This window comes from Rathayibacter rubneri, from assembly GCF_023743255.1.
GTDB classification, from domain to species: domain Bacteria; phylum Actinomycetota; class Actinomycetes; order Actinomycetales; family Microbacteriaceae; genus Rathayibacter; species Rathayibacter rubneri.
The window spans coordinates 1-22,807 of record NZ_JAMRYM010000061.1 but is presented as its reverse complement, the minus strand read 5'-3'; the positions used below and the strand labels follow the sequence as shown (position 1 = coordinate 22,807).

Here is a 22,807-nt window from a genome sequence, read left to right as displayed (position 1 = left end):
GCACCTACGTCGGCGCACGGAGGGACGCCCGCGTGCGGCTCGACCTGACCCTCCCCTGGCGCGAGCAGGCGCTCGGCGCCGGCCGAGAGGCGCGCACCGAGGAGCTGCCCGCCCCGCCGCCCACCCTCCCGCCGAGCCTCGCCGTGCTCCTGGGCGCTGCGCCGACCGTCGGGCTGCTCGACGCGGCGAGCGGTCTGCACCTCGTCGACGGCGTGCCGATCGGGCTGACGGAGGCGTGGATCCCGTACCGGCCGGCGGCGAGCGCCGTCGGGAGCGACGCCCGGCTCGTCGAGCACGGGGTGCTCGATCTCGACACGGCCTCGCGCGAGCAGGCGGCCGTGCTGCAGGTGCCGTCGGCGACTCCGCTGATCGTCGTGTCGGCGCGGAGCAGCCTCGCGGCGACCGGGGAGGCCGTCGCGTTCTCTCGGACGTGGTGGATCGCCTCCCGCGTGCGTCTCGTGCAGTCGCGCGCGCTCTCCGCGGCGTCGAGCGACCTGCCCCGCGGCTGACGCGCAGGGTGACGGCGGGCGAGGCGCCACACCCCCTTCCGCCGGACCGGGTGCGCCCGACCTGTCCTCTCGAGCAGACCGGTCGAGCCCGGCCGACCCTTCCGGCGCAGAATGTCCGGACATTCTATTGACGCGAGGCAGCACGAGAACTAGCTTGAGCCCCGGCGATGACGCCACCACCGAGCGGACGCGATCCGCGCGGCGAACCCGAAGGGACACGACGAAGTGAAGCTCTCGAACACGACGCGGATCACCGGCGCACTCGCGCTCACCGCCTCCGCCGCCCTCCTGCTCACCGCCTGCACCGGCGGCGGAGCGGCCTCGACGGACACCGCGGGCGGACTCGCCGACGGGCTCGGCAGCCGCGCCGAGAACCGCAACGCCTACTTCTTCACCTACTACAACCCGGCCAGCGACGTCTTCTGGGCCCAGATCGAGAAGGGCGCGACCGACGCCGCCGAGCTCGGCGGTCTCGACCTCACCTCGCAGACCGCCGACGGCGACCCCGACAAGATGGTCGACCTCGTCAACACGGCCATCGCGACCGACCCGTCGCTCATCCTCATGCCGTTCAACGAGGGCGAGAAGTGGGTCCAGGTCGCCTGCGACGCGCACGACGCCGGCATCACGGTCATCGCGTACAACGTGCCGGCACCCGAGTCCGCGGGCGACTGCGTCACCGGATTCGTGGGCCAGGACTTCCGCGAGGTCGGCACGATCGTGGGCGAGGCCCTGATCGAGCAGGTCGGCCTCGAGGACGGCGACCAGGTGCTGTTCGCCGCCGAGGAGCCCGACCAGAACTACGCGATCCAGCGCGGCGGAGGCGTCCAGGACGCCATCGACGCCGCCGGCATCGACGTGCAGGGCGAGTACCTCCGCACCACCGGCACCGACGCCGACGCGCTCGATGCGATGACCTCCTGGCTCACCGCCCACCCCGACGCGAAGGCCGTGGTCCCGCTGGGCGGCACCCCGCACCGCAACGCGGTCGCGGCCGAGGACGCCGCCGGCGTCGAGATCCCGATCATCGGCTTCGACACGTCGACCCAGGTCGTCGACGGCATCAAGTCGGGCCGCATCCTCGCGACCGCCGACCAGCAGGGCTACGTGCAGGGCTACCAGTCGGCGATGCAGGGCGTGCTCAACCTCGACTTCGGGCTCTCCCCCGCGAACATCAACTCCGGCGGACTGGGCCTGATCACCAAGGACAACGTCGAGCTGCTCGAGGCGAAGGACCTCCAGGGCATCCGCTACTGATGCCCGCGCCGCCGCGGGGGCACTCCCGCGGCGGCGCCCACCCTCCCCGCACCGATCGCGCCCGAGAAAGCCGAGCCCCCGTGTCCTCCTCCGTCAGACCCCCCACCTCCGAACCCGTCCTCGTCGCGCCGCTCGCGACCCAGGGCATCCACCAGCCGCAGCCCGGACGCCGCCTGTCCGACAACGTGGCCGTCACCCGCGGCGACCGCTTCCGCGAGAACCTCCGCTACACCCGGGGCCGCGGCGCCCTCGAGATCGGCATCATCACCGCCGTTGTCTTCCTCGCCTTCTCGATCACGAGCCTGATCGCCCCGACCGCGTTCCCGTTCCTCTCCGAGAGCAACCTCTCCGGCGTGATCTCGCAGTCGATCCCCGTCTACGCGATCCTCTCGATCGGCGCCGGCATCCTGATGATCACCGACGAGTTCGACCTGTCGCTCGGCGCCAACATCGGCTTCTCGGCCATCGTCTTCATCCGGGTCACGGAGTCGGCGGGCTGGCCGATCGGGGCCCTGGTCGGCATCGGAGCGGCCGTCAGCATCGCGCTGATCAACGGCGCGGTCGTGATCGCGACGAAGATCCCCTCCTTCATCGCCACTCTCGGCCTCGGCTTCTTCTGGCTCGGCGCCAGCTACTTCGTGAACGGCACCGCCCCGGCCGTGCTGTCCTCGGACGAGGGCCTGAAGACGCTGTTCGCGGGCGACTTCGGCTTCTTCCGGTCGCAGCTGATCTGGATGATCGTCATCGGAGTCGTCGCCTGGGTCTTCCTGCACCGCCACAAGGTCGGCAACCACCTCTTCGCGGTCGGCGGCAACGCGGCGGCGGCGAAGGCCATCTCGATCAACCCGGTCAAGGTGAAGCTGCTGGCCTTCGCTCTGCTGGGCCTCATGGTCGGCATCGCCGCGATCCTCATCTCGGTCCGCACCAGCGCCATGCAGCCCGGAACCACCCAGGACTACACGCTCCTCGCCATCGCCGGAGCGGTCGTCGGCGGCTGCTCGCTCAACGGCGGACGCGGCTCCATCACCGGCATGATCGTCGGCGCCGCGCTCATCCAGCTCATCCAGAACGGCCTGATCCTCGCCAAGGCCCCCGGCTTCTACGTGCAGCTCTTCGTCGGGCTCCTCATCGTCGTCGCCGCCGTGTTCAACAAGCTCATGGAAGGGAAGGCGTCATGACCGACACCTCCACCGCCGGGATCCTCACCGAGGCCGCGCGAGCGGGTCACCTCGACGATCCGCTGCTCCGCGTCGAGGGCATCACGAAGAAGTACGGGCAGAACACCGTGCTGAACGACGTCTCGTTCGACATCGGCAAGAGCGAGGTCGTGGGCCTGCTCGGCGACAACGGCGCCGGCAAGTCCACGCTCGTGAAGATCCTGTCGGGGGTCGTCCCGATGACCTCGGGCGACTACTCCTGGGACGGCGTGCTGCAGCCCAAGGTCGACCGCTCGGTCACCGAGTCGCTCGGAGTCGAGACGATCTTCCAGGACTCGGCGCTCGTGCCGACCATGTCGATCAGCCGCAACATCTTCATGGGGCGCGAGATCACCAACCGCCTCGGCTTCATGAAGATGAAGGAGATGGACGCGATCGCGACCGAGATCCTCGACACGGTCGTCACCATCGAGGGCATCAAGAGCTCGCGCCAGCTGGTCGCGTCGCTCTCGGGCGGGCAGGCCCAGGCCGTCGCGATCGCGCGGGCCGTGCACTTCAAGCGCAGCCTGCTCATCCTCGACGAGCCGACCTCGGCCCTGGCCGTGCGGGCGACGGAGGCGTTGCTGAACTACCTGCGCCAGCTCAAGACGGAGGGGGTCAGCTCGATCCTCGTCACCCACAACCTCCACCACGCGTACCAGGTCTGCGACCGGCACATCGTGATGAACCACGGCCGCAAGATCCTCGACGTGCGCCGCGAGGACACCTCGGTCGAGGAGCTCACCGCCGCCGTCGTCGAGGGCGCCGAGGGGGTGCGCCGCTTCCGCGAGGGCGCGTCGCTCACGCAAACGGTCTGAGCCCCGTCCCGGTCGCCGTCCACGGCGGTCGGGACGGCCCGTCCGCGGCCCCGCCCACTGCTCCGGTGGGCGGGGCTGCGGCGTGCGCGAGGGCGCCGTGTCCGTGCGCTCGCGAGGGCCGCGCATCCCGCATCGGCCCTACCGCGCCCGGCCCGGATCGGCCACGGTGGACCCCGTGACCGAGATCCTCCGCCTCGCCGCCTTCCCCGCGACTCCTGCCGGCGGCAACCCCGCCGGCGTCGTGCTCGACGCCTCCGCCCTCGACGACGCCGCGATGCAGTCGATCGCCGCCGACGTCGGGTACGCCGAGACGGCTTTCGCGATCGAGCGCAGCGGCCCCCGGCGGTTCCGGATGCGCTACTTCTCGCCCGTCGCCGAGGTGCCGTTCTGCGGCCACGCGACCATCGCGACCGCGGTGGCGCTGGCGGAGCGGGACGGAGTCGGCCCGTTCGTCTTCGACACCCCCGTCGGTGAGGTCGCGATCGAGACGCGCGTCGAGGGCGGCGCACTGCTCGCCTCCTTCACGAGCGTCGAATCGCGGGTCGTCCCCCTGCCGGAGGCCGACACGGACGCGATCCTCGGGCTGCTGTGCCTGGACCGCACCGCGCTGGACGCGCGCTTCGCGCCGGCCGAGGCCTTCGCCGGCAACCGCCATCCGATCCTCGTGCTCGAGGGCGCCGCGGTCTTCGACGGATTCTCGTTCGAGCCGGAGCCGATGCGCGCGCTGATGGACTCGCGCGGCTGGAGCGGCACCGTCACGATCGCGCGCGCCCTGCCGGACGGCGCGTTCGAGACCCGCAACCTCTTCCCCGTCGGCACCCTGTCCGAGGACCCCGCCACCGGGTCGGCGGCCGCCGCGCTCGGCGGCTGGCTGCGCGCGACCGGCGCCGTCGCTCCTCCGGCCCGCGTCGTCGTGCACCAGGGCCGCCACGTCGGCCGGCCGAGCGTGCTGCTCGTCGACGTCCCCGCCTCCGGAGGCGTCACCGTGAGCGGAACGGCGCACGCGATCGAGGCGTAGCCGGCCTCGTCGCCGCGCGGTCCCGCCGCTAGGGTGAGCCGCGCGCCGACCCCGCGGCGCCCCTCGAGGAAGGCCCGCCCGTGGTCCCCGACATCAACCCCTGGGCCGTCGCCCTCGCCACCCTCTCGACGATGATCGTCGGCTCGGTCTGGTACACCCCGAAGGTCTTCGGCACGCTCTGGATGGGCCTCACCGGCATCACCACCGAGAGCATGCGCACGCGCAGCGCGGTGGGGCCGATCCTGGTGACCCTCGTCGTCAGCCTCGTCACGGCACTGGTGCTGGCCGGCTGCGTCGACATCGCGCACGCCTTCTACGGCGGCAGCTGGTTCGCGAACTCCCTGATCACCGGCCTGTTCCTCTTCGTCGGCTTCACCGCGGCCCGGATGATCACCCACGACGCGTTCGAGGGCCGCCCCGCGAAGCTCACGATCCTCAACGTCACGCACGAGCTCGTGACGATCCTGGTGATGTCGGTGATCATCGGGGTGCTGCCTGCGTGACCGCTCCGCACTCGGTCGCCCGGAAGGGCTCCCGACGGGCCGGGAGAACGAGCCTTCTCGGGCGACTCAGCGTGCGGACCGGAGTGGCGACGGCGCTGGTGCTCGCGCTCACGGGCTGCGCGCCGGGACTGTCCTCTTCCGCGACCGATGCCTGCACCCGCCACGCGGGGTGGGTGGGTGAGGGGCGCCCGGAGGAGCGGCGCGAGAGGAGCGTCGAGACCGTCGCGGAGCTGCTTGTGGCCGAGGACCCGGCCGAGCTCCGGACCGCGTCGGTCGCGCTGACGGCGGCCCTCGACTCCGGTGACGAAGACGCGTTCGTCGCGGCGTCGGCCGCGTTCGCGGACGCCTGCCGCGAGAACGGGTGGGAGCCGCCGGAGGGCTGACGCCGGTGGGCGGACCTCGGAGGGCGTGGGTCTCTATACGCGCCTGCGGCGCTACTCGACCAGCAAGGGGGCGGCGCTCCGGAGGACGTGGGTCTTGATACGCGCCTGCGGCGCTACTCGACCAGCAAGGGAGCGGCACTGCAGGCCGCGCCGCCCACCCTGCTGATCGAGTAGGCCGCGCAGCGGCCGCATCGAGATCCCCCCTCCACCCGGGTCTCCCCGCGCGCGACCGGCACAGGCCGATCCGCACGGGTGGGGCATTGACTCCCGGCCCCTCCGCTCCCTAGTGTTCCTTCAGGTTGAAGCGCTTCAGTCTTCGACCGACTCAACGACGAGGACCAGCACATGCATCTGAAGAAGGACTCCCCGACGACCCGGCGAGGACGGTGGGCCGTCATCGCGGCCACCGCTCTCGCCCTGACCGCACCCGCTCTCGGAGGTGCCACCCTCGCCCCCGCGGCCGCCGCCGACTGCTCGACGGTCGCCTGGATGGACACGGCGAAGACGCCGGAGCAGCGCGCCGACGCGCTCCTCGCGGCGAGCAGCCAGCACCAGAAGTACCGCTGGCTCGTGGAGCAGCCCGCGAACAGCCCGCAGCAGACGGACTTCCAGGGTGTCCTCTACCCGGCTCAGCTGCCGTGCACCCCGCTCGTGACCTACACCGACGGTCCGGACGGCGTCCGCTTCACCGAGGGCGTCACCGCCTTCCCCGCGCCGATCTCGGTCGCCTCGACCTGGAACACGGCGCTGGCCGAGCAGAAGGGCGCCGCACAGGGCGCCGAGGCGTTCGACAAGGGGAAGAACGCGGTCCTCGGCCCGGGTCTCGCGAGCGGCCGCACCCCGCTGTCCGGACGCACCCCCGAGTACTTCGGCGAGGATCCGCTCCTCACCGGCCTGCTGACGGCGGCGACCGTCAACGGCCTGGAGGAGGGGAACCCCGACAAGCCGGTGATGTCCGACCTCAAGCACTACGTCGCGAACGAGCAGGAGCTCGACCGGCAGACCAGCTCGTCGAACATCGACGAGCGCACGCTGAAGCAGGTCTACGAGCTGCCCTTCGAGATCGCGCTCAGCAAGAGCAGCCCCGAGAGCGTCATGTGCTCGTACAACCGGATCAACGGGGTCTACGCGTGCGAGAACCCGCTGCTGAACACGAACCTCAAGGGCGACCTCGGGTTCGACGGCTACGTGGTCTCGGACTTCGGAGCCGTCCACTCGACCGCCGCCTCGCTGGTGAACGGCCTCGACCAGGAGCTCAACCGGCCCAAGTTCTACACGCCCGTCCTGCTCGACGCGGCTCTCGCAGCGGGTGAGATCAGCCAGAAGAACATCGACGACGCCGCGAGACGGGTGATCTCGTCCTACGTCCGCGCCGGGCTCTTCGACAACCCGGTGCCGACCACTCCGGTGGCGGACGCCTCGACCGCCGAGCACAAGGCGATCGCCCGCGAGCTCGCGGAGCAGGGCACCGTGCTGCTGAAGAACGACGGGGCGCTCCCGCTCGCCGTCGCACCGGGCGCGACGATCGCCGTGATCGGCGCCACGGCCTCGAGCACCGTCACCGACGGAGTCAGTGCCGCCTCGGTCTGCAGCATGGCGTGGCGCTTCAACAACGCCGGAACGCTGAACTGCGAGGACCTGGTGTCTCCCGAGACGGCGATCCGCGAGCGGGCTGCGGCCTCAGGGGCGAGCGTGGTCTTCAATCCGGGCACCGATCCGGTCAGCGCGGCCGCCGACGCCGCGGCCGCCGACGTCGCGATCGTCTTCGGCTACCAGCGGATGGGCGAGTTCAGCGATCTCCCCGACCTGCGCCTCGCCGGGGGCGGCGACGCCCTCATCGAGACGGTGGCCGCGGCCAACGACTCGACGATCGTGGTCCTGAACACCGGCAGCGCCGTCGAGATGCCCTGGATCGACAACGTCTCGGGCGTCTTCGAGGCCTGGTACGGCGGCGAGCAGGTCGGACCGGCTCTCGCCGGCCTCCTCTTCGGCGACGTGAACCCCTCCGGCAAGCTGCCGATGACGTTCCCGGAGTCGCTGGCCGACACTCCGACCAGCACCTCCCCCGAGCGGTACCCCGGCGTCTTCGCCGACGGATCGACCGTGCGGCCCGAGGGCAGCCAGGAGGTCCGCCAGGTCGAGTTCTCCGAGGGCCTCGCGGTCGGCTACAAGTGGTACGAGTCCCAGGGCATCGATCCGCTGTTCGCGTTCGGGCACGGCCTCTCGTACACGAGCTTCGACTACGCCAAGGCGAAGGTGAGGCCGACGATCACCTTCGACAAGAAGGCGAAGCACGGCATCGAGGACATCGGGATCGACATCTCGTTCCGCGTCACGAACACGGGCGATCGCGCCGGCACCGAGGTCGCCCAGGCGTACCTCACCCTGCCGGCCGCGACCGGGGAGCCCGCGCAGCGGCTCGTCGGCTGGGAGCGCGTGGCGCTGGAGCCCGGGCAGTCCAAGACGGTGACGGTCTCGCTGTCGGCGAAGGACGTCGCGGACCTCCGCCTCCTGCAGTACTGGGACGTGACGAGCGACTCCTGGGTCGCCTCGCGCGGCACCTACACGGTGGCGGTCGGCGGCTCGGTCGACGCCTCGACCACGACGACGGTCCGCATCCCCTAGGGGCCTGACGGCGACGACGGCCCCGGAGATCCTCCGGGGCCGTCGTCGTGCCCCGCCCTGGTACCGTGACTGCGCCGCTGCGGCGACGGCGCGCGGCAGGACGGAGGACCGCCATGACCGGGCTCCCACCCGCACGGCAGGGCTCTCCCCGGATGGAGGACGTCGCGCGTCGCGCCGGAGTGGCGCTGGGCACCGTCTCGAACGTCCTCAACCGGCCCGCCCTCGTCTCGGCGTCGACGCGGGCGAAGGTCCAGCAGGCGATCGACGAGCTCGGCTTCGTGCCCAACCGCGCGGCCCGCGCGCTGGCCGCCGGGACGAGCAGCACCGTCGGCTTCGTGGTCATCGACCTCAGCAACTCCTTCTTCCTCGACATGACCCGCGGCGCCGAGCACGCCGCCGAATCGGCCGGCATGACCGTGGTGCTCGGCAACACCGACATGCGCTCGGCCAAGCAGCGCACCTACCTCGACCTGTTCGTGGAGGAGCAGGTGGCGGGGATCCTCCTCGCGCCCCTGCCGGGAACCGCCGAGGACGCGGTCGTGAAGCTGCCGCCCGGGCGCCGGCTGGTGTTCCTCAACGACTCCGCCGTCGACGGCGCCTGCACGGTCAGCGCCGACGACGAGCACGGCGGCTACCTCGCCGCCCGGCACCTCATCGATCTCGGACGCCGCCGCCTCGCGTTCGCCGGCGACCCGGGCATCGCCGTGCCGGTGCGCGACCGGCTCCGCGGGGTCGAGCGCGCGATCGCCGAGACGAACGGCGCCGTCTCGCTCGAGCTCGACCTCACCGCCGAGGTGCAGGTCGAGGACGGCCGCCGATTCGGGCACGCCCTCGCCGGCCGCAGCGGCGGCGACCGGCCGGACGGCGTGGTCGCGGCCGCCGACCTGCTCGCGCTGGGGATCCTGCAGTCGCTCCTCGCCCGCCCCGACCTCCGGGTGCCCGAGGACATCGCCGTGACCGGCTACGACGACAACCGGTCGGCCTGGGACAGCATCGTGCCGATCACGACCCTCGCGCAGCCCGGCGAGGCGATGGGCGCGGCCGCCACGCGACTCCTCCTCGACGAGATCGCGGACCCCGCCGGGCACGAGCACCGCCACGAGGTCCTGCGGCCGGAGCTCGTCGTGCGCGCGAGCACCGTCGCGGAGTCCGCGCCGCGCCGCACGCACTGAGGCCGCGGGCCCTTGCCCGGCGCTCGACCCGCAGGGGGGGCAGCGCTCGGCTGCTCGACCAGCGAGGCGGGGCGCTGCGCGGCTGCTCGGCTGGCGAGGGCACTGCTTGCTGATCGAGTAGGCCGCGCAGCGGCCGTATCGAGATCCGCCCCTCCAGCCGCCGCACCGACGACGAGACGTCCCCGTGCCGTCGAGACGTCCCGCTGCTGCGGGGTGTCTCGACGGTGCGAGGACGTCTCGTGGGGGGTCTCGATACGCCGCTGCGGGGCTGCACGACCAGCGAGGAGGGACCGCTGCGGGGCTGCTCGACCAGTGGAGGAGCGAGCAGCCGCGCAGCGGCCGCAGCGAGGGCTACTTCTTCCGGCGCGAGTCCTTCGGCACCGTCCGGATGCCGGTCGTCCCCGTCACCTGGTTCACGCCCGTCGTGTCGATGTCGGTAGGGCGCTCGCCCGGGCGGTAGGCGGTGTCGACCGCCGACTGCACCGACTCGTCGACGACCGTGGCCGCGGCGATCGCCCGCTCCATCCGGCTCTGGCGCGAGCGGAGGTAGAGGCCCAGCCCGATGATCACGATCAGCGCGAGGTACGCGAAGGCCGCGAACGGACGGGTGACCAGCGCCGTGAGGTCGCCCTGCGAGAGCTGCAGCGCGCGGCGCAACTGCGCCTCCGCCATCGGGCCCAGGATCAGCCCGATCACCAGCGGCGCCACGGGGTAGCCGAAGCGGCGGAGAAAGTAGCCCACCACTCCGACGACCAGCAGGATCACGATGTCGACCGTCGAGAAGTTGACGGCGTACGCGCCCAGCACCGCGAAGGTCAGGATGCCCGCGTAGAGGTACGGACGCGGGATCTGCAGCAGCTTCACCCACATCCCCACCAGCGGCAGGTTGAGCACCAGCAGCATCACGTTGCCGATGTAGAGGCTCGCGATCAGCGCCCAGACGAGTCCCGGCTGGTTCGTGAACAGCTGCGGTCCCGGCTGGATGCCGTAGCTCTGGAACGCCGAGAGGATGATCGCGGCGGTCGCGGTCGTCGGCAGGCCCAGGGTCAGCAGCGGCACGAGCACGCCCGCCGCCGCCGCGTTGTTCGCCGACTCCGGACCGGCCACGCCCTCGATCGCCCCGCGGCCGAACTCGTGCTTGTGCTTCGAGAGCTTGCGCTCGGTCGCGTACGACAGGAACGTCGCCACATCCGCGCCGCCGGCCGGGATCGTGCCGATCGGGAAGCCGATCGCGGTGCCGCGCAGCCACGGCTTCCACGAGCGCTTGAAGTCGTCGCGGGTCATCCAGCTGCGCCATCCGCGGGTCACGGGGATGACCTGGACGCCGCCGTGCCGCATCCGCGACGCCACGTAGAGCGTCTCGCCGACCGCGAAGAGGCCGACCGCCACGAGCACCACGTCGATGCCGTCGGCCAGCGGCAGCAGGCCGAACGTGTAGCGCTGCTGGCCCGAGAGGATCTCGGTGCCCACCAGGCCCACGAAGAGGCCGAGGCCCAGCGAGCTGAGACCGCGCCAGACGGAGGAGCCCAGGAGGGCGCCCACGGTGATGAACGCGATGACCATCAGGGCCACGTAGTCGGCGGGAGCGAGGTTCACGGCCCAGGCCGCGATGGCCGGGGCGAGGAGGGTCAGCAGCACCGTGGCGACGGTGCCGGCCACGAACGAGCCGAGGGCCGCTGTGGCGAGGGCCGCGGCTCCGCGCCCCATCTTCGCCATCTTGTTGCCCTCGAGGGCGGTGACGATCGAGGCCGACTCCCCCGGTGTGTTCAGCAGGATGCTCGTGGTCGAGCCGCCGTACATGCCGCCGTAGTAGATGCCGGCGAAGGTGATCAGCGCCGCGGTGGGGTCGAGCGTGTAGGTCAGGGGCAGCAGCAGCGCCACCGTCATGGCCGGGCCGATACCCGGCAGCACGCCGACGGCGGTGCCGACCAGCACGCCCAGGAACGCGAAGACCAGGTACTGGGGCTGCGCGGCGATCGCGAAGCCCTCGAGCAGTGCAGAGATGTTGTCCACGTCAGCCTCCGATCGCGTCGAGGACGGGCTGCAGCCAGCCCAGCAGCGGACCCAGCGGCAGCGAGAGCCCGAGCAGACCGCCGAAGACGAACTGCACGACCAGGCCCAGCGCCAGGCCGACGAGGATCGCGACCCACCACTTCTTCGCGCCGAGCGACCACGCGACTCCGCCGAAGAGCACGGCCGCGGCGAGCGCCCAGCCGATCAGGTCGACGAGCACGATGTGCGCGATGACGAAGGCGACGAGCTTGCCGAGGGTGACCCAGTCGGTCGTCGCGGCGGAGTCGATGTCCTCGCCCTCCTCCTGCGGGCCGAGGCGGCCGCGGAGGACGTCGATCAGCACCATGACCGCCGAGAGGGTGAGGATGCCGCTGACCAGGAACGGGAAGACGCGCGGTCCGACCTGCGAGCCGGCGCCGGGGGCGCGGATCGAGAACGCGCCGACGAAGACGAAGATCCCGAGGGCGACGGCGAGCACCGCGAAGATCAGCTCGCCGATCAGGCGGCCCCGGTCGGCGCGGGCCGCGTCCGTCCCCGGGGCCACCGGAGGAGCGGAGGTCGACATCAGTCGACCAGCCCGATGTTCTTCAGCGTGGCGCCGACCTCGGTGATGTCGCTCTCGAGGAAGTCGCCGAACTCGTCGCCGGTGAGGAACGCGTCGGTCCAGCCTCGGGTCGCGAGCTCCTCGGTCCACGCCTCGGTGCCGTGGAGCTCGGTGACGAGGTCGGTGAGCGCCGCGGTCTCCTCCTCGGTGATGCCGGAGGGGGCGAGCACGCCGCGCCAGTTGGTGAGGGTCACGTCGTAGCCGGCCTCGGTCATGGTCTCGACGTCCGGGAGCGACTCGACGGGCTCGGCCGACGAGACGGCCAGGGCGCGCATGGTGCCGGCCTCGATGTGCTCGAGGAACTCGCCCACGCCCGAGATGCCGGCGCCCACGTTGTTGCCGAGGATCAGCGAGACGGCCTCGCCGCCGCCCGAGTTGGGGATGTAGTTGAGCTTCTCGGCGATCTCGTCGCCCGAGAGGCCGGCCGACTCGAGGAGCAGTCCCGCGAGGATGTGGTCGGCGCCGCCCGCGGAGCCGCCCGTGACGGTGATCTCCTGGCCCTTGTCGACGATGGCGTCGGCGAGGTCCTCGAGGGTCTCGAACTCCGAGGCGGCCGGCACGACGACGACGAGCGACTCCTCGGTGAGGCGGGCGATCGGAGTGGTGTCCTCCATCCGCACGTCGGCGGCGTTGGTCTCGACCGCGCCGACCATCACGAGGCCGGTGACCATCAGGGTGTTCGGGTCCTTCTCGTTGGCGAGGGACGCGAGGCCGACGGTGCCGCCCGCGCCTCCGACGTTCGTGACGGGGGCCGAGCCGACGAGCTCCTCGGCGGTCAGCAGCTGCGACATGGCGCGGCCGGTCTGGTCCCAGCCGCCGCCCGGGTCGGCGGGGACGATGATCTGGAGCGACTCGACGGCTCCGCCGGCCGCCGCGGGCTCGTCGGAGGCGGTCCCTCCGGACGAGCAGGCGGTGAGGGCGAGGGTCGAGGCGGCGAGCACGACGAGGAAGGGCTTGGATCGCATGGTTCTTTCTCTCCTTTGAGAACTCCCGAGTGCGAGATCGGGTGGATGCGCCGCTGCGGCGCGCGAGTCAGAACCTAATGACGCCGACGAGTCGGCCGCGGCTTCGGTAACTAAGAGCGGGCTTTCGTAACTATTGGTCGAGGGCCGCGGGTCTCGATCCGGTCCCGGAGCGACGCGGCACGTCCCGTGGCGCGTCATGATGGGCGGGTGGTTCGGGCAATGTCGCTTCGAGTACAGCTCCTGCTGCTGCAGGCGCTGATCGTCGCTGTCGCCGTCGTCGCGACCGGGCTCGTCGCCGGATCGCTGCAGGAGCGCTCGCTTCGCTCCTCCTACCTCGACCGCATGACCGGTGTCGCGCGCTCCGTCGCGAACCTGCCCGCGATCACCGAGGCCTTCGACGACGAGGACCCCTCGATCGTGATCCAGCCGATCGCCGAGGTGATCCGCGAGGCGTCGGACGTCACCTACGTCGTCGTGACCGATCGCGCGGGCGTGCGGTTCTCGCATCCCGACACCGAGCGGATCGGCGAGCGCGTCTCGACCGACCCGTCGGTGCCGCTCGCCGGGCAGACCTTCGTCGGCACGCAGACGGGGACGCTGGGCGAGTCGTGGCGGGTGAAGGTGCCGGTGTTCGGCTCCGACGGCGAGGTGATCGGCACGGCCTCGGTGGGGATCCTCGAGTCGGCGCTGCGGAAGGACTTCCTGGGGCACCTCAGCTGGCTGCTCTGGGCGATGGCGGGCGCTGCCGTGCTCGGGATCTTCGGGGCGGCCTGGGTCACCGCGATCATCCGCCGCCGCATCTTCCGCCTCGAGCCCGAGGAGATCGCGTCGCTCGTGACGCAGCAGGAGACGATGCTGCACCGGCTCTCGGAGGGCGTGGTCACGGTCGACGCGAGCGGTCGGATCGTGCTCGTCAACGACGCGGCGACCGCTCTGCTGGGCTGGTCGCCGGATCCGACGCTGCCTCCTCCGCTGGCGCGCGACGTGCTCGAGCCGTCGCTGCTCGAGGTGCTCGAGTCCGGCGAGCGCGAGGGCCGGCTGGTCCTCGCGGGCGAGCGGATCCTGATCGCGCGCGGCACCGGCACCCACCGCGGCGAGCGCACGGTCGGCGCGACCCTCCTGCTCCGCGACCACACCGAGCTGCACCAGCTGATGCAGGACACCGACGGGGCGCAGTCGCTCGCCGCGGGCCTGCGCGCCCAGGCGCACGAGTTCGCGAACACCATGCACGTGGTCTCGGGCCTGCTCGAGCTGGACTGCGTCGACGAGGCGCGCGCGTTCATCGCGCGGCTCGGCAGCGGCGGTCCGCTCGGAGTCGGCGGCGCCATCGCGCCCGAGATGCTGATGGAGGATCCGGAGCTCACGGCACTGCTGATGGTCAAGAGCGCCCACGCTCGCGAGCTGCGGATCGACCTCGCCGTGTCCGCGACTCCCGAGGCCGAGTCCCTCGCCGGACGCCTGCCCTCGACCCTGCGCGACGACGTCGTCACCGTGGTCGGCAACCTCGTCGACAACGCCCTGGAGGCCTGCTCGGCGGGGCACCGCGTGCGCGTGCAGTTCTCGATCGACGCGGGCGACCTCGTGATCGAGGTCGACGACGACGGAGCGGGGATCCCGGCGGAGCAGCGCGAGCAGGTCTTCGAGGAGGGCGTGTCGTCCAAGGGCGGCCGCGACGCGGGAGTGCGCGTGCACGGGCGCGGCATCGGGCTCGCGCTCGTGCGCCGGATCGCGCAGCGCAACCGGGGCGCGGTCGCGGCCGGGGCGTCGGAGTGGGGAGGGGCGCGCCTCACCGCGCGCCTGCACCTCCCGCCGGTCGCAGTGGGGGTGTCGTGACCGCCCCGCTCTCGGTCGTCATCGTCGACGACGACTCCGCCATCGCCGCCCTGCACGAGCGGTTCGTCGCCGCGCACCCGGGATTCGAGGTGCGGGAGGTGGCGGGCGACGGACCGTCGGCGGTCGCCGCGATCCAGGCGCACCACCCCGACGTGGTGCTGCTCGACTTCCACCTGCCCGGCTTCTCGGGGCTCGACGTGCTGCGCGCGGTGCGGGCGACGGCCGGGCCGCAGCCGGACTTCATCGCGGTGACCGCGGTGCGGGACGTGGAGAGCGTGCGCGCGGCCAGGGCCGCCGGGGTGCACCACTACCTGGTGAAGCCGTTCAGCGCGACGGCCCTGCGGAACCGGCTCGACGAGGTGGCGCACGACCGGCGCCTGTTCGAGGGCGCGGCGGGGCTGCACCAGGACGAGATCGACGTGCTGTTCACCTCGGGCGCGCGGGCGCAGGCGCTGCCGAAGGGGCTGAGCACCGAGACGCTCGCCTCCGTGCAGGGGGCGCTGCGTCCGGATGCGGACGCGTCGGCCACCGAGGTCAGCGTCGCGGTCGGCATCTCGCGGGTGAGCGCGCGCCGGTACCTCGAGCACCTGGTGGCGTCGGGCCGCGCGGCGCGGACGCTCCGCTACTCCACGGGGCGGCCGTCGAGCGTGTACACGCTGGTGGAGTGATCGCCCCGCTTGCTGGTCGAGGAGCTCCGCAGGCGCCCCCCTTTGCTGGTCGAGGAGCGCCGCAGGCGCGTATCGAGGCCCACCGACCCCAGGCCTCGCGGATCTCGATACGCCGCTCCGCGGCTACTCGATCAGCAGAGGCGGGGCGAAACCCGCCACGAACCGGCCGCTGCACCTCGGCCGGCCCCCGTCTCGCGACCACTCGCCGTAGCCACGCGCCCCGAGCGGACACTGAACGGGGCTTGCATCGGCAGCAGGCCCCACCTCGCGTCCACTCGCCCGACGCACGGACGCCCTCCCCTCCCTGCTGGTCGAGTAGCGCCGCAGGCGCGTATCGAGGCCCACCGACCCCAGGCCATGCGGATCTCGATACGCCGCTCCGCGGCTACTCGATCAGCGAAGTGGGCCGCGAATCGACCCCGACCGCTCACCCCCACGAGGCGCGCCCGCGGGCGCGGCCCACGAGCGCCGCGCTCCCCAGCCCCGCGCACAGCACCGAGAACACGGCCAGGACCGTGGGCACCGGCAGCACGGCCAGCAGGCGGCCGACGCCGATGACGGGCACGGCGAGTCCCGCGTAGGCGGCCGCGAAGACGGCGATCGCCGCCCTCGGCGCGCCGGCGGGACCGACGGCGGCGAGCGCCGAGCGCAGGGACGACGCGAACGTGATGCCCGCTCCCGCTCCGCAGACGACCGCCGCGACGACGAAGACGCCGAGCGAGTGCAGGACCAGCGATCCGCCGACTCCGCTCAGCCCTGCGACGACCGACGCGAGTCCCGCGACCGGGGACGCGAGCTGCGGCACGCGCCCGGTGACCAGCGGAGCGATCGCTCCCGCGAGGAAGACCACTCCGACGATCGCCCCGACCGCGGCCGGGGCTGTGCCGGGCTCGATGCCCGCCACGAGGGAGGGCGCGAGCGATCCGAACAGCCCGGTCACCGAGAAGGCGACGAAGGCGCCGATCAGGGCGTGAGGGGGCACCGGGACGCGGGGGTCCGGCCCCGACGACGCCGGCCGCCCCACCCGCGTCAGGCGCGGGGCGATCGCGGCGCAGCACAGCAGGACGACCGCGTAGCCGAGGTAGAGCGGAGTCGCCCCTTCGACGTCCCCCGGTGCGACCAGCCCGCTCACCGCAGGGCCGACCGCGAGGCCGAGCATGCTCAGGGCCGGCGCGACGAGCACGGCGGAACGGGCGGACCAGGAGTCGGGTGCGAGGGAAGCGAGGGCGCGCAGATGGACAGTCAGCGACGGCGCGAGGATCCCCACTCCTATTCCGGTCAGGACCCGGCCCGCGACGAAGCCGGACAGACCGGGCACCAGCGCGAGGACCAGCGCGGCGAGCGCCTGGATCGCGCAGGCGAGAGCGAAGAGCGTCCGTCGATCCAGCCCCGCGGCGCGCGGTGCGATGACGAGCAGGCCGACGAGCGCTCCCGCGGCGAAAGCGGCGAAGACCAGGCTGACGCCGAAGGCGTCGATCTCGAAGACCCGTTCGTAGAGCGGGTACAGCGGAGTCGGAGAGGTCGAGAGTGCCGTCCCGGTCACGAACGCGAGCACGACGGTCCACAGACTCGCGGAGAGCGGGAGGGAGCGGCCGGGCAGTTCGATCACATGGTAATCATTACACCCTCATGAGAAGGCGGCGGATCAGAGGCGGCGGACGTTGATCCAGACCGCCTTCGCGGGCGCCTGCGCGGCGTTGCGGATGAGGTGGGCGCGATTCGCCCCGAACTGCGCGACGTCGCCGGTGGCCGCGGTGTAGATCTCGCCGTTGAGCTGCAGCTCGAGCTCCCCCTCGATCACGAGTCCGAACTCGTGCCCCGGGTGCTGGGACGGTGTGCGGGCGTGCGACGTCCCGGGCTCGTAGTCGTCGACGTAGACCTCGATGTCGAAGTCGGAGCGGTAGACGGCGGTCCTGCGGTGCACCCCGCCGTCCGTGACGTCCCTGATCTGATCCTCGTAGGGGACGATCGGCGAGTCGTCCCCGCCGTTCGCGGCGAACAGCGTCGTGATCTGGACGCCCAGCGCCTGGGCGATCGCATGGAGGGTGCCGAGGGAGGCCGTCGCACGGCCGCGCTCGACCGTGCTCAGCATCGAGAGGCTCAGCGAGGAGCGCTCGGCCAGGTCCTGCAGCGTCATCTCGTTGCGGAGTCGGAGCGCCCTGATCCGCTCGCCGATCCCGGTCACGACGTCGTCGAGCGTCGCACCGGTGCCGTTCGGGTTCCGCTCGTCGCTCCGGTCGGCGTTCAGCACATCGCTCATTCCTTCATTGTCGCCGCCCGGGTCGCAGGAGCGAGCAGTCGTCGGCCTATGCGTTCGGTCGACGCGAGATCGTCACGCGCGGAAACACGGCCGCAACACTCCGCTTGTAACTTCTACTACGGCATTGAAACCGGAGATGCTCTCGAGCGCTTCGCCTCATGCTCCCCCTCGCCCCGTCCAGCTCGCTCAGAAGGAACCCCCGATGACCGCACCGAGCTCCACCGCCCCGTCCTCCACCCTGCTCACCGTCGGCTTCGACGAGAAGCTGCCACCGGGGCGCACGGCCCTCTTCGCGACGCAGCACCTCCTCGCGCTGACCGGCATCTGGGTGTTCCCCAGCATTATCGGCGGAGCGCTCGAGCTCAGCGCGGAGCAGGTGGCGCTGATGATCCAGGCTTGCTTCCTCCTGACGGGCCTGGTCACCGTGCTGCAGTCGAGCCGGGTGCTGCGCCTCCCGATCGTGCAGGGGCCCACCGCCGCGTTCATGGTCGCGATCATCTCCTCCGGAGCGACCTTCGGCCTCGGCACGACGTTCGGCTCCATGGTCGTGGCCGGCCTGATCTTCATGGCGCTGACCATCCCGCTCAAGCGCTTCGGACTCTTCGGCCGCGTCTCCGCCTTCGTCTCCTCGCCGATCGTGCTCGGCACACTCTTCGTCATCATCGGCGCCCAGCTGGCGGGCATCGGAGCCGGCGGCTGGTTCGGCACCGAGGGGACCCCCTCCTTCGGCGGGCTGTCCCTCGCCGTGAGCATCGCCACGGCCCTCATCGTGCTGCTCTGCCTTCTTCTGGGCCGCGGAGTGGTCAAGCGCGGAGCGATCTTCTGGGGCATCGTCGGCGGCAGCGTGGTCGCCCTGCTGGTGGGTCAGTGGGCCGTCCCGGACATGCTCGGCGTGCCGCTGGTCGGCACGCCGCACCTCCTCCCCTACGGCTTCGGCGTCGAGGCGTCGGTGGTCGTCCTGATGCTGGTCGCCTACCTCCAGGCCGGCACGGAGTCGATGGGCATGTACACGATGATCGCCAGCTGGGGCGGGCAGAAGGTCGACACGCAGCGCGTCAACCGCGGCCTGTTCTCGGAGTTCGGCGGCACCGTGGTGGGCGCGCTCTTCGGCGGCATCGGCACCACCTCCTACCCCGAGAACGCCGGCATCGTGCGCGTCTCGCGCGTCGGCAGCCGCTACGTCACGCTGACCGCGGGAGTGATCGCCGTGGTACTCGCGTTCCTCCCGCCGGTCAGCCTCTTCCTCGCGGGCGTCTCCGGCCCGGTGCTCTCGGCCGCGTCCACGATCCTCTTCGGGATCATCGCGATCAGCGGCGTGCAGATGCTCGCCTCCGTGAAGTGGGACGACCTGAATCTCGCCGTCGGCGCGACCGCGTTCATCGTCGCCCTGGGCACGCAGTTCCTCCCCGCCGCGATCACCGACACCCTGCCGGCGTCGATCGCCTCGATCGTCACGAGCCCGATGATGACCGGCATGATCCTGCTGCTCGCGCTGCACGGAGTCGTGAACCACGGCATCCGACCCGCGCTCGCCCGCCGCGGGCGCCTCGACGACGAGGCCGCGACCGCCTCCGAAGCCCACCCCACTCTCGAAGGGCAGTCCGCATGATCACCCACAGCGTGCACGGAGAGCCGCGTCGGCTCGATCCGAGCGGCGACTTCGCCCCGTGGCTCGACGCCTCCCGCACGGCGATCGTCTCGATCGACATGCACGAGGGGCACCTCTCGGAGGACCCGGAGTGCCCCTGCCCGGCACCTCGCGGCCGCGAGATCATCGAACCGATCGACGCGTTCCACCGCACGGCCCGGGCTGCGGGCGTGCCCGTGATCCACGTGCGGTCCGAGCTGCGCGCCTCCGGAGTCGACGACGTCCGGGGCACGAGCAGCAGCGCGTGGCGCGTCACCTTCCCCCAGCTGGTGGGACCGATCCCCGGTGCCGATGACCATGCGCTGGCGGGCAGCCGCTGGACCAGGTTCGCCACCGAGGTGGAGCCGCAGGACGAGATCGTCACGGGCAAGAAGCGACTGTCGGCCTTCTACCCGACCGACCTCGACTTCCTGCTGCGTCAGCTCGGCGTCACCGCGGTCGTCTTCGACGGGATCATGGCCGACTGCTGCGTGCTGAACAGCGCCTTCGACGCCTCCAACCTCGGCTATCGGGTGAGCGTCGTGTCGGACCTGGTCCGCGGTACCGACGCGCCCCTGGAGGCGGCGGCCCTCTCGATGGTGTCGCTGCACCTCGGGCTCGTGCTGAGCTCGGAGGAGCTGGTCGGCGCCTGGGCGCTGCGCTCGAGCGGAGCCGCGGCCCTGCGCTGAGCGCGCGGGGCCGCTCGGTCGGCCACTTCGCTCATCGCTGGTCGAGTAGCGCCGCAGGCGCGTATCGAGACCCACCCCCCCGGGAGATGCCGATCTCGATACGCCGCTCCGCGGCTACTCGATCAGCAAGGGAACCCGGGCGTGCATCGACAGCAGACCGCGTCTCGCGACCAGTCGCCGAAGGCACGAAGGCTCCCGGTTCCGCTGGTCGAGTAGCGCCGCAGGCGCGTATCGAGACCCACCCCCCCCGGGAGATGCGGATCTCGATACGCCCGCTGCGCGGGCTACTCGATCAGCAAGGGAGGGGCGGCAAACCGCTGCCAAGAAGCAGCTTCGAGCCCGCCAGACCCCGTCTCGCGACCAGTCGCCCTCCGCCTGCTGCTGGTCGAGTAGCGCCGCAGGCGCGGATCGAGACCCACCCACTCAGGACATGCGGATCTCGATACGCCCGCTCCGCGGGCTACTCGATCAGCGAAGGGCGGAGAGGTGCGGCGCGGAGGCTCAGGCTTCCGCGACCGTCGAGCCGCGGACCAGCAGCTCGGTCGGCATGATCGTCACGCGCTCGACCGTCTCGCCGGCGAGCAGCCGCACCAGCACCTCCGCCATCGTCGAGCCGAGCTCGGTCGAGGGCTGGCGCATCGTGGTGATGGGCGGGTCGGCCGCCTGCGCGAAGTAGTCGCCGTCGAAGCCGGCGAGCGCAACGTCGCCCGGCACCGAGAAGCCGCGCTCGCGCAGAGCGCCGAGAGCGCCCGCCGCCATCTGGTCGTTGGAGGCGAAGACCGCGTCGATCGGGCGGCCGGAGTCGAGCAGGCGGTGCATCGCCGCGGCTCCGTCGGCCGGCGAGTAGTCGCCGATCTCGACGCGGGAGTCGTCGAGCCCGGCCTCGCGCACAGCGTCGCGCCAGCCGAGCAGGCGGTCGACGGCGGCGGGCATGTCCTGGCGGCTGGCGATCATGGCGGGCTCGCGCCGGCCCAGGCCGAGCAGGTGCTCGGTGATCGCGCGCGCCGAGGCGATGTTGTCGACGTCCACGAAGTAGCTGCCCTGACCCTCGTCGCTGAGCGGCCGGCCGCCGAAGACCACGGGGAGGCTCGTGCCGAGCCGGGCGTAGGAGTGGTCGCCGCTGTGGTGCGAGACGACGAGCGCCCCGTCGACGTTGCCGCCGAGGAGGTAGCGCCGCGTCTTCTCGGGCGCCGCCTCCGACGCGATGACGATGTTGAGCGTGTACGCGGTGTCGGCGAGCCGGAGCGCCGCCCCCTGCACCACCGAGGCGAAGAACGGATCCGCGAACACCTTCGCGGTCGACTCCGGCACCACGAGCGCGATGACCTCGGTCTTGCGGCTGGCGAGCGAGCGGGCGGCGCGGTTCGGCACGTAGCCGAGCTCCTCGATCGCCTTGCGCACCGCCTGGGCGGCGTCATCCTTCACCCGGGGGGAGTTGTTGACGACGCGGCTGACCGTGGAGCGCGAGACGCCGGCGCGGGCGGCGACCTCTTCGAGCGTCGGGGCGGCGGAGGCGGTGTCGGGACTCATGGGGGGCCTCTCGGTTCAGTGCTCCGAGGGTAGTGGAGCCGCGACGCCGCTCGGCGCCCCCCGAGGGCCTGGTGGACACGGGATCGCCGTCGCGAGCACGGCCTGATCGTGCGAGCTGCAAGGAGGGGACCGAAGGTCGATGCGGGCATCGACCGAGGTCACCGACGCCGCAGATCGTGCGATCAGGACGAGCGGAGCAGGCGAGATCGTGTCCACCGGGCCCTATCCCTTGACCGCGCCGCTCATGATCCCGGCGATCAGCTGGCGTCCGGCGAGCACGAAGAGCACGAGCAGCGGAACGATCGACATCACGGCTCCGGTGAGCACGATCGAGTAGTCGATGTAGTAGCCGGACTGCAGCTGCGCGAGCGCCGTCTGCAGGGTCGGGTTCGTCGGGTTCAGCACGATCAGCGGCCAGAGGAAGTCCGTCCACGCCATCATGAACGTGAACAGAGCCAGGATCGCCATGGCCGGACGGGCCGCGGGGACCGCCACGGTCAGGAACGTGCGGAACTGGTTCGCCCCGTCCATCCGGGCCGCCTCGATCAGCTCGTCCGGGATCACGTCGATCAGGTACTGGCGCATGAAGAACACGCCGAACGCGGTGACGAGGGTCGGCACGATGACCGCCCCGAGCTCGCCGGTCCAGCCGAGCTGGCGCATCAGGATGAACAGCGGGATGATGCCCAGCTGCGTCGGGATCGCCATGGTCGCCACGACCGTGATCATCAGCCCGTCGCGTCCGCGGAACCTCAGCTTCGCGAACGCGTAGCCGGCCAGCGTCGAGAACGTCACGACCGAGACGGTGATGACGCCCGAGACGATGATGCTGTTCAGCAGCGCCGTCCAGAACGGGAGGGCGTCGAACACCTTCGCCGCGTTGGCGAGGAAGTTGCCGCCCGGCACCATCGGCAGCGTCTCGCTGCGGGTGGCGTTGGTACCGCTCGCGACCACGAAGGACCACCACAGCGGGTAGGTCGAGCCGAGGATGAACGCGCTGAGCAGTCCGTAGACGAGGAAGCCGGGGCGGTCGACCCGGCCGGCGCCCTTCCGACGGCGGCGCGGCTCCTTCACGGCGGCCTCCCCCTCGACGGGGCGGCGGACCGGGAAGGCGGCGGGGGGGGCGGGGGCGGGCAT

Annotated in this window: 20 protein-coding genes; 13 read left to right on the top strand and 7 right to left on the bottom strand. The window is 71.8% G+C overall.

Translation table 11 applies throughout. From position 1 onward, the window contains the following. The 9 genes from NB037_RS13215 to NB037_RS13175 all read left to right on the top strand — a co-directional run. Positions 1-509: GntR family transcriptional regulator (locus NB037_RS13215; RefSeq protein WP_251946446.1), on the top strand; the 509-nt coding region annotated here is incomplete at its 5' end. Between the two features lie 225 nt (positions 510-734). Further along, complete coding sequence (locus tag NB037_RS13210) at positions 735-1,766, top strand: substrate-binding domain-containing protein (RefSeq protein ID WP_251946444.1); 1,032 nt, start codon at positions 735-737, stop codon at positions 1,764-1,766. Between the two features lie 80 nt (positions 1,767-1,846). After that, on the top strand, positions 1,847-2,944 hold the full coding sequence (locus tag NB037_RS13205) for an ABC transporter permease (RefSeq protein WP_251946443.1): 1,098 nt from the start codon (positions 1,847-1,849) through the stop codon (positions 2,942-2,944). Then, complete coding sequence (locus tag NB037_RS13200; RefSeq protein ID WP_251946441.1) at positions 2,941-3,780, top strand: ATP-binding cassette domain-containing protein; 840 nt, start codon at positions 2,941-2,943, stop codon at positions 3,778-3,780. The genes NB037_RS13205 and NB037_RS13200 overlap by 4 nt, the downstream gene beginning before the upstream one ends. Positions 3,781-3,955: 175 nt before the next feature. Beyond that, positions 3,956-4,798, top strand: coding sequence for a PhzF family phenazine biosynthesis protein (locus tag NB037_RS13195; protein WP_251946439.1), 843 nt, complete (start codon positions 3,956-3,958; stop codon positions 4,796-4,798). Between the two features lie 80 nt (positions 4,799-4,878). Beyond that, complete coding sequence (locus NB037_RS13190; protein ID WP_251946438.1) at positions 4,879-5,301, top strand: DUF1761 domain-containing protein; 423 nt, start codon at positions 4,879-4,881, stop codon at positions 5,299-5,301. Between the two features lie 173 nt (positions 5,302-5,474). Further along, complete coding sequence (locus NB037_RS13185; RefSeq protein WP_251946437.1) at positions 5,475-5,684, top strand: hypothetical protein; 210 nt, start codon at positions 5,475-5,477, stop codon at positions 5,682-5,684. A gap of 345 nt (positions 5,685-6,029) precedes the next feature. Next, the gene (locus tag NB037_RS13180; RefSeq protein ID WP_251946435.1) at positions 6,030-8,309 is read left to right on the top strand and encodes a beta-glucosidase; all 2,280 of its coding nucleotides are present in this window, start codon (positions 6,030-6,032) and stop codon (positions 8,307-8,309) included. A gap of 113 nt (positions 8,310-8,422) precedes the next feature. Next, the gene (locus NB037_RS13175; RefSeq protein ID WP_251946434.1) at positions 8,423-9,481 is read left to right on the top strand and encodes a LacI family DNA-binding transcriptional regulator; all 1,059 of its coding nucleotides are present in this window, start codon (positions 8,423-8,425) and stop codon (positions 9,479-9,481) included. A gap of 351 nt (positions 9,482-9,832) precedes the next feature. Here the strand turns inward: NB037_RS13175 and NB037_RS13170 are convergent, their stop codons facing one another. The 3 genes from NB037_RS13170 to NB037_RS13160 are packed head-to-tail and all read right to left on the bottom strand — an operon-like array spanning position 9,833 to position 13,063. Further along, positions 9,833-11,494 carry a tripartite tricarboxylate transporter permease gene (locus tag NB037_RS13170; protein ID WP_251946432.1) on the bottom strand — a complete coding sequence of 554 codons (1,662 nt, stop codon included), beginning with the start codon at positions 11,492-11,494 and terminating at the stop codon, positions 9,833-9,835. Between the two features lies 1 nt (position 11,495). Next, on the bottom strand, positions 11,496-12,038 hold the full coding sequence (locus NB037_RS13165) for a tripartite tricarboxylate transporter TctB family protein (RefSeq protein WP_251946431.1): 543 nt from the start codon (positions 12,036-12,038) through the stop codon (positions 11,496-11,498). 20 nt (positions 12,039-12,058) lie between these two features. Next, positions 12,059-13,063 (bottom strand): Bug family tripartite tricarboxylate transporter substrate binding protein, encoded by a 1,005-nt coding sequence (locus tag NB037_RS13160; RefSeq protein WP_251946429.1) that lies wholly within the window; start codon positions 13,061-13,063, stop codon positions 12,059-12,061. Between the two features lie 219 nt (positions 13,064-13,282). Here NB037_RS13160 and NB037_RS13155 point away from each other — a divergent pair, with 219 nt between their 5' ends. Then, positions 13,283-14,896, top strand: a complete 1,614-nt coding sequence (locus NB037_RS13155; RefSeq protein ID WP_251946428.1) for an ATP-binding protein — start codon at positions 13,283-13,285, stop codon at positions 14,894-14,896. Continuing rightward, complete coding sequence (locus NB037_RS13150; RefSeq protein WP_207403719.1) at positions 14,893-15,564, top strand: response regulator; 672 nt, start codon at positions 14,893-14,895, stop codon at positions 15,562-15,564. The genes NB037_RS13155 and NB037_RS13150 overlap by 4 nt, the downstream gene beginning before the upstream one ends. A gap of 427 nt (positions 15,565-15,991) precedes the next feature. Here the strand turns inward: NB037_RS13150 and NB037_RS13145 are convergent, their stop codons facing one another. Further along, the gene (locus tag NB037_RS13145; RefSeq protein WP_251946426.1) at positions 15,992-17,173 is read right to left on the bottom strand and encodes an MFS transporter; all 1,182 of its coding nucleotides are present in this window, start codon (positions 17,171-17,173) and stop codon (positions 15,992-15,994) included. Positions 17,174-17,209: 36 nt separating this feature from the next. Then, positions 17,210-17,824, bottom strand: a complete 615-nt coding sequence (locus tag NB037_RS13140) for a helix-turn-helix domain-containing protein (protein ID WP_251946425.1) — start codon at positions 17,822-17,824, stop codon at positions 17,210-17,212. Between the two features lie 202 nt (positions 17,825-18,026). Here NB037_RS13140 and NB037_RS13135 point away from each other — a divergent pair, with 202 nt between their 5' ends. Both NB037_RS13135 and NB037_RS13130 read left to right on the top strand, forming a co-directional pair. After that, a complete protein-coding gene (locus NB037_RS13135) occupies positions 18,027-19,433 on the top strand; it encodes a uracil-xanthine permease family protein (RefSeq protein ID WP_251946424.1) in 1,407 nt (468 codons plus the stop codon). Continuing rightward, positions 19,430-20,140: a cysteine hydrolase family protein gene (locus tag NB037_RS13130; protein ID WP_251946422.1), complete on the top strand. Its 711-nt coding sequence runs from the start codon at positions 19,430-19,432 to the stop codon at positions 20,138-20,140. Before NB037_RS13135 ends, NB037_RS13130 begins: the two co-directional genes overlap by 4 nt. 501 nt (positions 20,141-20,641) lie before the next feature. On the opposite strand, the gene NB037_RS13125 is transcribed toward NB037_RS13130, so the two are convergent. Together NB037_RS13125 and NB037_RS13120 are read right to left on the bottom strand one after the other, a co-directional pair. Continuing rightward, positions 20,642-21,670: a LacI family DNA-binding transcriptional regulator gene (locus tag NB037_RS13125; RefSeq protein ID WP_251946421.1), complete on the bottom strand. Its 1,029-nt coding sequence runs from the start codon at positions 21,668-21,670 to the stop codon at positions 20,642-20,644. 222 nt (positions 21,671-21,892) lie between these two features. After that, positions 21,893-22,807, bottom strand: a complete 915-nt coding sequence (locus tag NB037_RS13120; RefSeq protein ID WP_251946419.1) for a carbohydrate ABC transporter permease — start codon at positions 22,805-22,807, stop codon at positions 21,893-21,895.